Here is a 15,137-nt window from a genome sequence, read left to right as displayed (position 1 = left end):
CTCAGATGTACATTTATTGGTAGGATATAAGCCTGACTCGCTTGCATTCCATCCAGCTAATTACGCTCTATAGCCAGTTCCTCACTGTGTTCCTCAGGCAAGGTAACAAATTTCATTAAAATAGCGGCCACAATATAAAGTCCGGAGAAGATCCAAATCACCCCTTCAATGCCGACTGGCGTAATAAAAATGGTGACGATCAATGGCCCAACAAAAGCACAGAGCCCCGCACCAAGATTTAGTACCGACATCGCCGCGCCTTTATCGTTCGGTGCCAGAGTAGGCATAATGGCCGATAGAGGAACGAAACCAGCGAAACAGGCACCCAAACCACCGGCGGCCAGCATGGTATAAACGTAACCTTCGACCCCGAAATGGGTTGGAATGTAATACATCAGCAGAACGAATATGGCACTTCCCACGCAGCCAAACCACATCACGGTATTAGTCCAGCCGCACCGATCGCTAATAACGCCAGAGAGTAAGTTAAAAATGATATTCACCGTCCACATAAAGGCATATATGGACAACCATTGGTCGCGGGTAAAGCCAATAACATCTTGTAAATAGGTAGGAAGAAAGACAATCAGGCCAAAAGCGAACGATAGGTTAATGGTACGAACAATACCGCCCAGTCCAATCTTGTAGTTTTCAAAGGCGATAGAAACCCCTTTAAACAAATAGGCGAAAGTTTTAGGCGGTTCATCAGATGGGGCATGGGTCACTTTGGTATCTTTACTTAACATCAGGCCAATCACTGCGCCGACGATAACAAAGATGATGCCACTCCATAAAGTCAGCATTTCACCCAGCAGCGGCAACGCAATACTGGCGTAATAAACACCGATAACGCTCAACCCACCGGTAAATACGAACCAAAAAATACCGACCGCTGAACCTAACTTGGCTTTCGGCGCCTCATAAGCAATCCACACTAAAAATCCGTAGGAGAATAGTGGATAACCTAATCCGCGTAATGCATAGGTTGGTACCATAATCGCCAAATTATTGCTCGGTAACCCGATAGATAAAAACAGGACCGAACCAATCAGGAAGATAACCACGCCAGCAGCCATGACTCGCTTGGCGGTAAACATTTCGGCCAGTACACCGGAAAGCCAAGCGGCAATGGCGACGGCAAAACCATAAACGCTGAACATGATGCCGGACTCTTCTACCGTCAGGCCACGACGAATAATGAAGTCTGACAACCAGCTCTGTTCCAGGCCTTCGCCAGCCATAAATATCAATACTCCGATATAACCTAATAAAATTTTCTTAGGCAGCCCGATCCTTTTTACCAAACTGTTTAACATGGTTGCATCACCTATAGTTATAAAATAACCTATTGATTAATATGTTTTTATCTCTAATTTATCGGAATTATTAATCAAGGTTATTTATCAGCATCTACCCTGTTTAATCTAAGTAAGGCAGATTTTCCCAACAGAAAACCCGCCCGCCTTATGATTCAGGTTCCTGATTACTTCATATTTGGATCGAGAACGACTTTGAGTGAACCAATACCTTTTTCTACCAGTTCAAAGCCTTCGGCATATCTTTCCAGCGGTAAAATATGGGTCACTACACCCTCAGTCGGTAAATCACCGTTGGCGATACCTTCAATCACCAATGGATAGCAATAAGGGCCAAGGTGGGAACCGAGAACATCAAGCTCTTTACGGTCACTAATAATGCTCCAGTCGACGGTGACCGGATCCTTAAACACCGAGAACTCAACAAATGTACCCAATTTACGCAGCAGGGTTAGTCCCTGATCTACCGCTTTCTGTGCACCCGTAGCTTCAATGTAAATATCGCAGCCATATCCATCGGTCATTTCCTTGATAATGGAAATCACATCTTCCTTCGCCGGGTTCATCACCAGATCGGCACCAAACTTCTTGGCTAGAGCCAGACGTTCGTCGGACAGATCTAAAACAATCAGCTTGCCAGGTCCGGATTTCTTAATAGCGCCGATCATTCCCAGCCCTAACGTACCTGCACCGGCCAATACCACCACATCACCTAACTTGATATTCGCTCGCTGCACTGCGTGGAAAGAGCAGGCATAAGGCTCGATAAGAATGGCTTTTTCTAGCGGAAGATCGTCAGGAACGTGATAGTTAATGGCTTCTTTGGTAAATTTCAGATATTCGGCCATTGCACCGTTAACGTTGCTTTGGAAGCCATAAAGATCGTGCTTTTCACACATCCAATACTGACCACGCTTACAAAAACGGCATTCCCAACAAGGAACGATCTGCTCGGAAGTCACACGATCGCCTAATTTAAATCCTTCAACCTCGGCACCCAAGCCCACGACGTGGCCGATAAACTCATGCCCAGGAATCATCGGTGCTTTGATGTAAGAAGGCTGCTTATCATCGCCCCAAAAACTCGGAGCACCACCAAACGCTTTGGTATCCCCGGCACAAATTCCACACCCTTCAACTTTGACCAAAATCTCTTTGGAGCTAATGGTTGGTACCGGCACGGTCTCAAACCGATAGTCACCCGGCCCATAAGCAACAACGGCACGCATGACTTCTGGGATACCTGCCGCCATTTGAGCGTCATTAGAACATTCGTTACACATTCAGAACTCCTTTAACAGCTATTTTTGTTAGATATTTCAATCACAATGAACGCACAATGAACATAAGATATTTATTTGAACTATTGAACAATATGGCGATTAAACGTCATTTGGCTATCTAAAAATGCTTATAATGTGAGAGAGATCATAAATAAAACTCAAATAAAATGATCGTTTAGCTGAAAAAAACACCAAAAAATAGGTTTAGTTAAAATAACCAGCGCATTTTTTGAACATAAGTTCATTTAAAAAACATATGAAAAATAGATAAAAGATAGACAAACGATAAACGCATGAACTTTTGTTACTGGCACAGGTATTTTGCGTTTGTGATTTTGAGGGTTGAGGGTTGAGGGTTGAGGGTTGAGAGTTGAGGGTTGAGGATTGAGAGGTAGGTTTTAGGGCAAGATGATTCGCTTCGCTCACCTTACGGGCCATTCACTATGTGAATGTTTGCTTCGCCTACGGTTACGCGGTCTGGTTTTCACCAGAATGACGGAAAGGGCTACCGATCAAGGCATATCGCAATATTAATATCGTCATCCCCGTGAAAGCGGGGATCTCGCCTTTAGGCTAAGTGTTGTCATAAAGCTAAAACCCAGATGATTCACTACGCTCACCCTTTGAGGCATTTTCATAGCAAATGTTGGCCTCGCGATCCGGTTTTCACCGAAATAATGGGTGAGATGACATAAAAATACTTAAGTGAACGGAGTTATCACATAGACACTCTATACATCGTTAATAAAAAAGGCTTTCTGACCTTAACCTGCATCAGAAAGCCTTTTAATATTGATATTGCTTTACCATAAAATGAAATCAGTCATTCGCTGACTATCATCTATGATTTTATCTATCAGCAGTAATTACAGAATTTCCTGTTGGGTGACAATCACCCAATTATTACCGGCATCAACCGCTTGCCCTGCTGATTTTTGTTGCTTCATCATTTCTTGTTGCAGATTTTCCAATTTGGTTAACGTCTCTGGTTTTCTATTTATCCATAAACGTTTACCTGACTTGTTAATATCGACGCTATTAAGCAGCATGTAAGTATCCGAATAAAGGGTATCACCACCTACCAGAATAGGTTTTCTCCACTGATCGATATACGCCAAAATACTACCGGCTTTACCTTCAAACCAGGTCATTGGATTAACAATATAAGGTGTAATTTCCAGATCTCTATTTTTTAGTGGATCGTAATTGCCCAATTTTATTTGCTTTCTGGCAGTGGTTAATTCGCCAGTTTGGCTATTTTTTAATAAGGTATTAACACCAATAACGTTTTGCGGTTTGACGTTATAACCATATTTTTTATCACTGGCGACCATACGCACTAACTCTTCATGTGCCGCACTCATAATGTAAACGTCAATACCGTTTTCCTGGAGCTTATGAAACAGCTCCTGCATACCACGCATCGGTTTTGGCGGCTCAACTTCAGAAGTAACGATTTTATTGTCCTTGATATATTTTACCGGAATCTTGCCTTCCAGCGCCATCAGGTCACTTACTTGCTGATTTAACTCGCTGAGTTTAAATCCTGAAAAGACCTGTGCCGCCCAAGGATAACAAATGAGATCGTCAAGTTCACATAAGCGATGATAGTAGCTATATAAGCTTTCCGGCTCGCCTAAATTATCAATAAAGGGAATAAGTTTTAGTGAGGGATCGAGATTTTCTCTTTTTAATATTCCTTTATTTTCCATATAGGGAATAAGTGACTCTTCCAGATCGTTTTTATAGGTGGTGTTATCCATATCAAAAACGGCGAATTCTCCCTTATGGGCATTTTTAGCAATGAGCTGATTAAGCTCCTCGGCCTGTTTTTTCGGCCAATGGGTCAGTTCAGTTGCATAAGATGATAAATAACATAAGCTCATACTTAAACCAGTAATAATACTAATGACTTTATTTCTACTCAACATTGCTCATCCCTTTTAAAAAGATATAAGAGAGTCGATTATAAATAGTAATCCACACAAAAAATGGGGGTAAGTCCCATTTCTTCAAACATCTTTAATGAGCTCAGAAAATATCACTTTGATTTATTTGCTTATAACTTTCTAATAAATTTAATTTATCGATCGGTTGATTCACCAAAAGTATTAAATACGCTAAAAGAGAAAACCAATGAGATATTAAAAATATCCTATTAATAGGAGAATAAATAACGATCGCAAACAAGCAAATAGAAAAACGCTTAACGTTGCGATTATTTATTGATTTCACAGATCGTTAACCCATCAACAGGCTGGCACTAGGCCGCCTTTGGCTGAGCTTTCTCCCTTTCCGGCCATACCAAAAATCCAGCAACCAACAACCCTGCCGCTGCGATATATAAGGCCGGTTCTAACCGATGCGTCAGCGCAGTTGATAGTGCCGATAGCATCGGCCCTACTAACTGACCAACCGCATATCCTGTAGTCAGTAATCCCGCCATATAGCGGGCATAGTTTGGTGCCAATTCTCGCCCATACTGTAGCGAAAGCTGCACCACGCATAAAAATCCACCGCCCACCAAAATTGCCCCCATCACCAGCCCACTTATTCCCGGTATCAGTTCTGCACACAGCACGCCTAACGCCTGTAACCAAAGAGCAATGGCTAAACGTACCGGTGTCGGTGTACTAAAATAGTGGCGAGTCATGATGCCAATAATAATACCCACAACGGATGCAGCACCAAACACTGGCCAGACAAACTGCGCAAACAGGCTATCAGGAAAACGTTGTGCCGCCATTTGTGATAAAAACGTCGCCGGAAGAATATAACCAAATCCGGCCAAACTGTAGCTAATCACCAGCCGTTTAAGCGGGCGCGTCATGACCAATGCAGGTTGAGCTGGTGCATCGCCTCGGTGTAGCTCCCCCTTACGAGGAAAGTTTACCGCTACGCAGGCCACCAGAATTAACGCCACGCTCCCGTAGCCAAACCAGGCCATTTGAGCATTCCAGCCTAGAGTGTGAAACATCACGGCCAACATACCGCTCAGAAAAATACCGACGCCGGGACCGGCAAAAACCGCCGCCGCTAAATTTGGCTTTCCTAAGGTTATCAGGCGCTCATTTGTCCAGGCGGCGACCATCACCAGCCCCCAGCCACTAGCCCATCCAATCGCAAAGCGAATCAGGCTATGCCAGTAAATACCGCTAACGACCGCAGAAAGTAACGTTAATAGCACTGCGCCTAAAATACCGCCCCATAAACGATATTCCACATGGCGGCTAGCGCGCATTGCATCATAAGAACCACACAGATAGCCCAGATAGTTAAACGCGGCAACAATACCGGCACCGGTTAGCGAAAACTGTCCTTCTGCCAGCATCAACGGTACCTGAGGCGTAAAAGCAAATCGCCCAATCCCCATCGCCACAACCAAGGCAATAAACCCGCTAAATGCGATTCGTAACGCCATTTTCCGCTCCAAACACTTTTTTACTTAATAATAACCGCTATCTTGATGCAGAAATAAGATGATGAACAGTGAAAAGTAAATATTAAGTTAAGCTCAATAAGAAAATAAGGGTCTGGTTCTAATCCTGCGACCTCTACCGTTTGCACAGGCGTAAAAAAGCCCGCTATTTGCGGGCTATTCTATATTGTTACTCAATTAATTCGCTGTGCGCTGAATTCTTTTTGAATAGATAATCTTGCCATCACCCAAGACTTTGGTTTCAAAATTTCTTGATTGAAAGCTGTCGTCCTGTAGGCTAGCGGACTGTAAATCTTCCGATTTAGAGGCTGAACTCAGGAAAGGATTACCGGAACGCTTTTTAGACGTCGTCTTCGCTACGCGGGTACCGGCATCGCTGTCGGTAAACTTAAAGTTATTAACCAGCATCAAATCAGAAGAAAGTGGATTAACCGCTCGGTCGTTAACTCGCAGTTCATAATGCAGATGTGCTCCAGTGCTGCGACCGGTATTGCCCGATAGCGCAATCTTCTGGCCCTGCTTCACTTTCTGCCCTTGCTTAACCAGCAATTTACTCAAATGCATATATTGAGTGGAATACTTATTACCGTGGCGGATAACAATATAGTTACCGGCTGAACGACTGAATTTAGCAATAACCACTTCACCTGCTCCTGTAGACACCACAGTCGAGCCAATGGGCATTGAGAAATCAATTCCTTCATGAGGGGAACGTTTACGAGTAACTGGATTAACACGATTAGGATTAAACTGAGAAGTCACTTTAAAAGGCTGAGCCGTCGGATAACGGAATAGAGAAATGTTATCTGCACCTTTATTGATACTCTTCTTCTTAACCGGAGAACTTTGCTGCGATGCATAAGAACTACCAGCAACCAGTAATAAAGAGCAACAAACAAGATTAACTAAGTGTTTCTTCATAAATTTTTTTATTGGATTAACAACGGACTGCATTATGTCCTATCCCCGCTAAAATTCTCCATTAGCGTACTACCTCATAATAAGCGATATTAAAGTCAGGCCGTATTGTGCCTGATAAGTCGCTTAAAGTTCGTATATATTTGTAAATGTCACCGATATTGCAATAAAAATGGACGAGAATCTTAAAAAATACAGAAAAAAATTATTTAAAATCAATAAATAAAAAATAATCAAAAAATCCATAAAAAAAACTTATGACATAGAAGGATTATTTCAACCAAGTTAGTATAACCTGATATAAAATCTACATTACTTAGTCATTTAATTAATAAAGTTAACTTTTATCGTCCAAACTTATCAAGATATCTAAAATAAACAATCATGTAGCAACACCTGATTACCTAACATTTTGATAAGTAATATATAGCTTGGCAGCCATCAATTTGAATACTGTTTTTAATATTCGTGGGGCTCAAGCAAAATCCGCTGTTGTAGCCCCATTAATATCTAAAGATAGCGTTATTGTCGTTCCAGGCTTGGATAATAGATATGCACCTTTTCACCATCAACGTCCAAATCGCCCCATTCTTTCTGTCTGACATTAATCTCACCAGCGCGTAAAGCCTGAGCAAATCGTTCATTGGTTACATGGGAAGGTGGGAAATAGGTGTAGCCAATGTTATGCCATTCATCGGCGATCAAGGTAAAAACATAACAAGATATGTCTAATATCCCAGGTAAATGGCACAGCAAATACTCTTCATCACCATCTGTATTTAAATCGAGCGAAGCCACGACACAGGACTCCTCTTCTCGTAAACAGATGTGGATATCCATTTGTGAATTACGTAAAACAGCATGCCACCAGCTCTCATCGGGTATCGAGGTACCATTTGCCAATGATACATTCTGTTGTATTTGTTGAATCGTCACCTCAGGAACGGCCTCTGGTGAGCCATGAATCTCGTTGGCCGCCTCCCAACGATGCGTTTTTGACATCACATTTTCCAAACGTAGTTTGAATTGACTATTGTGATGATAATCAGGGGCATTTTGCAGCCTACGAAGCGCATCTTCCCCCCTACGCCCATTATCGAAACGTAGCATAACCAAATCGAGATCGTCTGCCGCAATAACACCATGCGTATAACGCGCCATTTGCCCATTAACGCTAATCCGATAGGGATCGAGCAGTGGTGTGTTAACCAAAATTAATAGGGCTAATCCCACTAATAATAGTGACTTATTAATGGCACCTAACGGCTTTAACCAGCTTTTACGACTACGAATGACGGCAAAGGCATAGCAACAAGCCGCAGCAGTTGCCATCAAGACAATCAGTAGTCCCCATACGCGAAAAGGTGTCCAACCATACTGAACAATACGCAGCCAAACGGAATAGATAGCTAACAAGGCGTAAGCCGGTAAGACCAATAGCGAACCGTTAACGATCATACGTAACGGTGTTGGATAAGGCTTTTCCTTTAAACCACTCTGGTATACGACGCTGACGGATAGCGTCAGTAAAAATACCACCGTGGTCAACAATCCCGCCGCTGACCAAGCGCCGGATAAGGTATTCAGACCAATAAACGGTAGCGTAATAATAAAGAGAAGTGCGACGCCGGAGAGCAGCGGCAAAAAGCCTTTTACAATTGCGGAGAGAACATTACGCGCCAATTTGGTGAGTTGAATTTGCATCCGGCAGGTCAGAATACCTATCCCAATAATAAAGCCATTCACCGTATGCATAACGAAATCGTTGCGAAAAAATAGATCCTGAAAAAAATAGATATCAACTAAACCAAAAAGCTCAGCCCCGAGCCGCAGAATCCCCCAAAACACCCCCATCATGGTTAAGGTAAAAATTAACGTTAGGGTATTCCACCAGAAATAATCGTAAATACAGGAATAGCCGCCGATCCACTGTTTGTTTTTAATCCGCATTTGCAGCCACGGCATAGCCATATACAGTATTAAACCCAGACAAAGATAATAGGGCCCGGCAATTCTGTCTTTTTGGCTATAGCTAACTAGCCCGGCCATATTCCAATGAAACCAAGTGGCAAGGCCTAATGCGACAATGGAACAAATTGCTAAGTTTCGCCAGAGTAAACTATCCGTTATTCGGACGATGGAAAAAGCCAGTATGGTAGGTAAAACAAATGATAATGTTTGGCCATAGATGACGACCGCAGGATGGATAACTAGCCAACTGTCACTTTGTTCGCCACGAAACAGATAAACGAGTATTCCTTGCAGCAGACAAACCAACACAATCGCCCAGCGGCTTAATTTCGGTAAGAGCGTATCTATCACCATATATTATCTCCCTGATTATTTAGAGGAATACCGAAGAAATCCTATTGAGGTATTCCTTACTTCCTTGTGAATAACTGTGATAATTACCCTTAGAATCTCGCGTATCTTAACCGTTTTTATTTTAATAACGTACTGTACTTACAGGTAATACCTTTATATTAAAAAGTTTGGATCACAAAATAAACTTAACTACCGCTAAAAATAAAAGCCTATCGTGGCAAGTTAGGATTTGCGCTAATAGAAGCCAGAGGTGAAATCCTCAAGGTGCGTCAATCTTATCACCAAGAACCGTGGGTTAAGATTCAGAATAATTATCCTGAATAAATCGTGCTGTTTATCAATATTATGACTAAAATACACGCGATTAACGATTTGATTTAGCATAGATATAGGATAGCAATGAGCCTGCTCAGCAAACTTTTTGGTAACAAAAATAAGTCAGCCCCTCATCAAATTATTCAGGCTGAAGGCGATAGCCACTGTCTGAATAAACAGCAACTGATTGAACGCTATGGCGGCATCGCACTGGAAAAACAGGGGAACTTTGACGAGCTGGTACAGAATTTCTCATGGGAAGCGGATTTGGATAAAGGCCGCATCAGCTTCGCCGGGAAAATGTCTTTTCCGCTACAGGTGTTAGGTACACTTTCCTATTCATCCACCACCTGGCTCTGGGCATGGGCTAACAGTCGTTCAGAGATCCCCCCTGCGTTGTTACAACAAGCGCTAATCTTAAAACAGTATGGAGAAGATGGCAGTATTGACCTACTGTCTAACGGTGAATATACGGCCGATGACCGAGATTTACACGTTATCGGTCTGATCGCATCAGGGATGTTCAATGCTAGCGGTTATTACCTTGCCGACTACGAGCGCGGTATGATGTGCGTGACGGTTAAATCAGACGATATCGACAGCACATGGCAAGACAGCCACCAAGCCATTTTAACCACCTTTCCTCAGCTTATTTCGCTCTATGAAATCAACCATAAAAATGCGCTGAACAGCTACCTGAAGCTTAAGGGTTATCAGGTTGTTGATAATGAACATCAGCTTATCGGCTCGCGTAATGAAGCAGTGATTAATGCCGAGTTTGATGAGCAGTTTAGGTTAACGAGTTTGAAGGGATAGTGAGGGCTATAGGGTAATACTTGTCAGTTAAGCTTAATAACAGTGAAAGTTTCGTCCACTATCAGTACAGAGAATAATTTAACGTTGGAGCACGTGGGCGTGCTCCCTCTCTCAGTTGTCGGCTGAATTCCAGCGCTCAATAGAAAGAACCAAAGAATAAACGCCTCACATTTTCTTAACTGAACAACATTAGGGTTATATGCCGCTAACTTTCCCCCTTGTTAGTGACACACCGTTTATGAAAAATATGAGGATTAGATATTATTTATATAAATTATTAAGAAATTAATTAGTTATTTCCCCATGAACACCACAAATAAAATAAAGCATTAAAATCATATAATTAATTTAAATTTACACAGGGAATCATAATCTTAAACTTTCTTTATATATAAAACAAACTACATATAACTTTGCTTTACATCCATTTATTGCTTATTTTTTCTGCTCAATGTTTCAACTAAGCAAGGATGTTTATGGCGAACAAGCGAGTAGCGGTGGTTGGCGACAGAACAACTACCGGCGGCGTTATTATTACCGGCGCTGATTCATTTTTTGGCGATGGAAAACCTGTCGCTCGCCAAGGTGACTACGCCACCTGCCCCAAATGCAACAAAGTGGGCACCATTATTCAGGGGCTGAATACCTTTAATATTCATGGGAAAGGCGCTGCGCTAGACGGGTATCTTATCGCCTGTGGTTGCCCTACCGGGACTCACCGGATTATTGCCTGCCATAGTATGATATTTGCTGATGATACCCCACAACCAGCACCGTCTGTTAGGGCTTCATCGGTAGCAAGTGGCACCTCAACCCCAGCATCACTCAGTCAGGACATCGCCCCCCAATCTTCTCAAGCTATACGCTCTAATACGCCTGCCGTTGTCGAGCCGGTGTTTGCCAAATCCTGCCTACGCGAAAGTGGATGCACTGATGCCGGTACCAGCGCAGAACCCATTGATAATTTCGGCCAAATGGCATTTTATCAAGCGACTGCTTTAGCCGTTTCCGCAGGCACTCGTTCTGTCACTCCAGAAGCCGGGGCGATTGCCGTTCGTTATCTCGGCGGTGCCCCCTCTCGCTTATTCACTGGTCGTCTGTTTACCGCCCCCAATCCGGTTACGGTAGGATTGATTGGTATCTTTTACTCATCGGGTCTGAACAGCGGTGAGCAAGATTATCTCGACCAGAAAAAGCTGGAGAGTCTGGCGGCTCAGGGAGGAAGTGCACCGACGCGTGTACGTTTTCAATGGGTAAAAGACAGCACAACCGGCAAGATGACGGTAAAAGGCTATCATACCGATTCCGGTAAAGTCCCGGTCAAAATGATGAGGTTCAACGCCTCTAGCGGATTCTATGAGTTTTGGGAAGCGGGTGCGCAAGGCCCTACCATCTTATGGACGCCGGATAACCCGGGTTTTATTGCACCGGAGAATACCGGCAATGACGATGTTTTTCGTCCGCCCCCAACAATTACCGTATTACCAGAGCCGACAGCCACTGGCGGCTATACTGAAACCTTGCCGATACCGGAAGACAAGAACTTTCGGGACTATATTCTAGTCCATCCCACCGGTGCCTTTCAGCCTGTTTATATTTACCTTAGTAAACCGCCGGTGAAGTTACTGGAAGTAGAACTGTATGGTGATTTTGAGGGGCGGTCACGTGGTGGTGAATATGAGGCCGATCATATGCCGTCATCGGCCGCAGTTAAGGCATATTTAAGAAGAGTAAAACCAAAATTAAATAGCGATGTCATTAATGCAAAAGCCAAACAAGTTGCCTCAATGATTGTTCCAAAAGATGTTCACCGTAAAATTAGTGAAACCTACGGAGGCCGAAATTCTCCAACACAGATTGACTATGATTCAAGAGAATTAAAATCTGCACTGGATCGGAATTTCGAAGCGGTTAAAAAGGTGCTGAAAGACGATTACGGTGTTACCGAGACTGAACTTGAGCAAGCTCGTGAAAAAATGCACAGAATTAACAGAGAACAAGGGTGGTATTGATTATGACAGTAAATGTAGCAGCACTTATCCAAAGCTTGGGAAAAACCTATCGGGAAATAATGGATGCTGAGTTAATTCCGTATAGAACCAAACCAACAGGTTCATCGGGTGATCCCTTCCTTAATCTGGAGATGGCAAAGGAAGGAATTTTCTTGACCTTTAATCGAAATGACCGAGTTTTTGTTGAAATGACTCTAAGAATGCTCAATAACAAAAATGAAAAGTATCAATTTCCTAATGAATTACCCTCACCACTAGTACCTAAGATGAATCGAGCATGGATTCATAGCCAGTTTGGTGAGTCTGAAAAATCGCATCCACCAGAGATCTTCATGAACGATCATTATGGCTGGGTAGAGCTATATCAATATAGTAATTCTATGATTAGTATGCAGATTGATTATGATCTTCAAGAGCAAGTAAAGACCATTACATTCTTACCAACGGCAAAAGTTCGCTGGTAGCATTTGGCAACCGAGTTTCAAGAGGCATAGCATCAACAAAGCACAGGGATAGTACTCATTATGACCGTAAATGTAGAAGCACTTATCCAAAGCTTAGGGAAAACCTATCAGGAAATAATAGATGCTGGGTTAATTCCCTATATAACCAAACCAACAGGCTCTCCAGGTGATCCATTCCTTAGTTTAGAAATGGCAAAGGAAGGTCTTTTTCTGTCATTTAATAGAAGCGATAGGGTTTTTGTTGAAATGACATTAAGGATACTCAATGAAAAAAATGAAAAATACCGCTTTCCCAATGAATTCCCCTCACCATTAGTACCTGAGATGAATCGAGCATGGATCCATAGCCAGTTTAGTGAGCCAGAGAAAGCACTACCGCCTCGCCCAAGATTGAACAAATATGTCGGATGGACAGAACTATATACCGTTATGGATGCCCACATCCCAACCAGTATGCAAATTTCTTATGACCTGTTGGAACGCGTGAAATCCATTACATTCTTACCAACGGCAAAAGTTCGCTGGTAGCATTTGGCAGCCGAGCTCCAAGATGCATAGCATCAACAAAGCACAGGGATGGTACTAATTATGACAGTAAATGTAGCCGCACTTATCCAGAGTTTGGGGAAAACCTATCAGGAAATAATAGATGCTGGGTTAATTCCGTATATAACCAAACCAACAGGAGATTACGGAGATCCTGATTTATGTTTAGATATGGTGAAAGAAGGTATGCACTTAGCTTTTAAACGCGATAATAATATTTTATATGCAATAGGTATTAAGATTATTAATGAGAAAAATGAGAGATATCGCTTTCCCAATGAGCTGCCTTCCCCATTAGTACCTAAGATGAATCGAACATGGATCCATAGCCAATTTGGCGAGCCCGAAAAAGCACTACCACCTCGACCAAGATTGAACAAATATGTCGGATGGACAGAATTATATACCATTATGGATGCCAGCCCCCCGACCAGTATGCAAATCTCTTATGACCTCTCGGAGAGAGTAAAGTCCATCTCTTTTTTATCTACCTCAGAGGTTCGCTGGTAGCATTTGGCAACTGAGTTTCAAGAGGCATAGCATCAACAAAGCACAGGGATAGTACTCATTATGACCGTAAATGTAGAAGCACTTATCCAGAGTTTGGGAAAAACCTATCGGGAAATAATGGATGCTGGGTTAATTCCGTATAGAACCAAACCAACAGGTTCATCGGGTGATCCCTTCCTTAATCTGGAGATGGCTAAAGAAGGAATTTTCCTGACCTTTAATCGAAATGACCGAGTTTTTGTTGAAATGACCCTTAGAATACTCAATAAAAAAAATGAAAAATACCGCTTTCCCAATGAGCTACCCTCACCATTGGTACCTGAAATGAATCGAGCGTGGATTCATAACCAGTTAGGGAAACCAGAAAAGTCTCATCCACCTAGAGTGTCCTTTAATGACCATTATGGCTGGGTAGAATTATATCAATACGAGAATTCAACGATTCTAACCAGTATGCAAATCGATTATGACCTGCAAGATAGAGTCAGGGCGATTACGTTCTTACCAACAGAAAAAGTCCGCTGGTAACATTTGGGCAATCGAACTCCAAGATGCATAGCATCAACAAAGCACAGGGATAGTACTCATTATGACCGTGAATGTAGCCGCACTTATCCAGAGCTTAGGGAAAACCTATCAGGAAATAATAGATGCTGGGTTAATTCCCTATATAACCAAACCAACAGGTTTTTCCGGGGATGATGTTATTTGTTTAGACATGATTAAAGAGGGTGTTTTTTTATCATTTTACAGAGAGGGGCAAATATTTAAAGAAATGACACTAACACTGCTTAATGAAAAAAAGGAAAAGTACCGCTTTCCCAATGAACTCCCCTCACCATTAGTACCTGAGATGAATCGAGCATGGATGCATAATCAGTTTGGCGCTCCAGATAAGTCTCAACCACCACAGATGATAATGAAACGCCAATTTGGTTGGACAGAATTATACCCAGTTATAAATGCCCACATCCCAACCAGTATGCAAATTTCTTATGACCTTCAAGAACGAGCTAAGTACATTTCTTTCTTACCAACGGCAAAAGTTCGCTGGTAGCATTTGGCAGCCGAACATCATAGATGCATAACATCAATAGAGAGCAGAAATTATAGTCGCGTACTAATAAAGATTGGTGTATTAATCGCTACTTATTCCGAGCCTGTTCTGTAGTGAAATATGATCACATCTAACA

General features: G+C 42.5%; 12 protein-coding genes and 1 pseudogene. 7 read left to right on the top strand and 6 right to left on the bottom strand.

All coding sequences use genetic code 11. The features are described 5' to 3' along the window. Positions 1 to 56: 56 nt before the first annotated feature. The 6 genes and pseudogenes from EL341_RS02495 to EL341_RS02470 form a co-directional block, all read right to left on the bottom strand. The gene (locus tag EL341_RS02495) at positions 57 to 1,316 is read right to left on the bottom strand and encodes an MFS transporter (RefSeq protein WP_126466928.1); all 1,260 of its coding nucleotides are present in this window, start codon (positions 1,314 to 1,316) and stop codon (positions 57 to 59) included. Positions 1,317 to 1,483: 167 nt separating this feature from the next. Then, a complete protein-coding gene (locus tag EL341_RS02490) occupies positions 1,484 to 2,599 on the bottom strand; it encodes an MDR/zinc-dependent alcohol dehydrogenase-like family protein (RefSeq protein WP_126466926.1) in 1,116 nt (371 codons plus the stop codon). A gap of 866 nt (positions 2,600 to 3,465) precedes the next feature. Further along, positions 3,466 to 4,530 (bottom strand): HAD family hydrolase, encoded by a 1,065-nt coding sequence (locus EL341_RS02485; protein ID WP_269471917.1) that lies wholly within the window; start codon positions 4,528 to 4,530, stop codon positions 3,466 to 3,468. 332 nt (positions 4,531 to 4,862) lie between these two features. Beyond that, positions 4,863 to 6,020 carry a YbfB/YjiJ family MFS transporter gene (locus EL341_RS02480; protein ID WP_126466924.1) on the bottom strand — a complete coding sequence of 386 codons (1,158 nt, stop codon included), beginning with the start codon at positions 6,018 to 6,020 and terminating at the stop codon, positions 4,863 to 4,865. A 426-nt stretch (positions 6,021 to 6,446) separates the two neighbouring features. Then, a pseudogene (locus EL341_RS17690) lies at positions 6,447 to 6,827 on the bottom strand (peptidoglycan DD-metalloendopeptidase family protein); the annotation flags it as partial. A 651-nt stretch (positions 6,828 to 7,478) separates the two neighbouring features. After that, positions 7,479 to 9,281, bottom strand: coding sequence for a DUF4153 domain-containing protein (locus EL341_RS02470; RefSeq protein WP_126466922.1), 1,803 nt, complete (start codon positions 9,279 to 9,281; stop codon positions 7,479 to 7,481). Positions 9,282 to 9,680: 399 nt separating this feature from the next. On the opposite strand from EL341_RS02470, the gene EL341_RS02465 reads away from it, so the two are divergent. From EL341_RS02465 to EL341_RS02435, 7 genes are all read left to right on the top strand, one after another. After that, the gene (locus tag EL341_RS02465; protein WP_126466920.1) at positions 9,681 to 10,412 is read left to right on the top strand and encodes a DUF6882 domain-containing protein; all 732 of its coding nucleotides are present in this window, start codon (positions 9,681 to 9,683) and stop codon (positions 10,410 to 10,412) included. 476 nt (positions 10,413 to 10,888) lie between these two features. Then, positions 10,889 to 12,424, top strand: a complete 1,536-nt coding sequence (locus EL341_RS02460) for an S-type pyocin domain-containing protein (RefSeq protein ID WP_164720431.1) — start codon at positions 10,889 to 10,891, stop codon at positions 12,422 to 12,424. Positions 12,425 to 12,426: 2 nt separating this feature from the next. After that, the gene (locus tag EL341_RS02455; protein WP_126466915.1) at positions 12,427 to 12,888 is read left to right on the top strand and encodes a DUF6392 family protein; all 462 of its coding nucleotides are present in this window, start codon (positions 12,427 to 12,429) and stop codon (positions 12,886 to 12,888) included. 60 nt (positions 12,889 to 12,948) lie between these two features. Then, positions 12,949 to 13,416 (top strand): DUF6392 family protein, encoded by a 468-nt coding sequence (locus EL341_RS02450; protein WP_126466913.1) that lies wholly within the window; start codon positions 12,949 to 12,951, stop codon positions 13,414 to 13,416. Between the two features lie 60 nt (positions 13,417 to 13,476). Continuing rightward, positions 13,477 to 13,944 (top strand): DUF6392 family protein, encoded by a 468-nt coding sequence (locus tag EL341_RS02445; RefSeq protein ID WP_126466911.1) that lies wholly within the window; start codon positions 13,477 to 13,479, stop codon positions 13,942 to 13,944. A 60-nt stretch (positions 13,945 to 14,004) separates the two neighbouring features. Further along, complete coding sequence (locus tag EL341_RS02440; RefSeq protein WP_126466909.1) at positions 14,005 to 14,472, top strand: DUF6392 family protein; 468 nt, start codon at positions 14,005 to 14,007, stop codon at positions 14,470 to 14,472. A 61-nt stretch (positions 14,473 to 14,533) separates the two neighbouring features. Further along, on the top strand, positions 14,534 to 15,001 hold the full coding sequence (locus EL341_RS02435; protein WP_126466908.1) for a DUF6392 family protein: 468 nt from the start codon (positions 14,534 to 14,536) through the stop codon (positions 14,999 to 15,001). Positions 15,002 to 15,137 lie beyond the last annotated feature (136 nt).

The organism is Pragia fontium (genome assembly GCF_900638655.1).
Lineage (GTDB): Bacteria > Pseudomonadota > Gammaproteobacteria > Enterobacterales > Enterobacteriaceae > Pragia > Pragia fontium.
Note: the sequence above shows the minus strand (reverse complement) of the source record. Positions and strands in the feature narration are given on the sequence as shown.

Coding starts and splice junctions, on each gene's coding strand:
- EL341_RS02445 (WP_126466911.1), top strand. CDS start 13,477: ATGACAGTAAATGTAGCCGCACTTATCCAGAGTTTGGGGAAAACCTAT.
- EL341_RS02455 (WP_126466915.1), top strand. CDS start 12,427: ATGACAGTAAATGTAGCAGCACTTATCCAAAGCTTGGGAAAAACCTAT.
- EL341_RS02480 (WP_126466924.1), bottom strand. CDS start 6,020: ATGGCGTTACGAATCGCATTTAGCGGGTTTATTGCCTTGGTTGTGGCG.
- EL341_RS02490 (WP_126466926.1), bottom strand. CDS start 2,599: ATGTGTAACGAATGTTCTAATGACGCTCAAATGGCGGCAGGTATCCCA.
- EL341_RS02485 (WP_269471917.1), bottom strand. CDS start 4,530: ATGTTGAGTAGAAATAAAGTCATTAGTATTATTACTGGTTTAAGTATG.
- EL341_RS02495 (WP_126466928.1), bottom strand. CDS start 1,316: ATGTTAAACAGTTTGGTAAAAAGGATCGGGCTGCCTAAGAAAATTTTA.
- EL341_RS02460 (WP_164720431.1), top strand. CDS start 10,889: ATGGCGAACAAGCGAGTAGCGGTGGTTGGCGACAGAACAACTACCGGC.
- EL341_RS02465 (WP_126466920.1), top strand. CDS start 9,681: ATGAGCCTGCTCAGCAAACTTTTTGGTAACAAAAATAAGTCAGCCCCT.
- EL341_RS02450 (WP_126466913.1), top strand. CDS start 12,949: ATGACCGTAAATGTAGAAGCACTTATCCAAAGCTTAGGGAAAACCTAT.
- EL341_RS02440 (WP_126466909.1), top strand. CDS start 14,005: ATGACCGTAAATGTAGAAGCACTTATCCAGAGTTTGGGAAAAACCTAT.
- EL341_RS02470 (WP_126466922.1), bottom strand. CDS start 9,281: ATGGTGATAGATACGCTCTTACCGAAATTAAGCCGCTGGGCGATTGTG.
- EL341_RS02435 (WP_126466908.1), top strand. CDS start 14,534: ATGACCGTGAATGTAGCCGCACTTATCCAGAGCTTAGGGAAAACCTAT.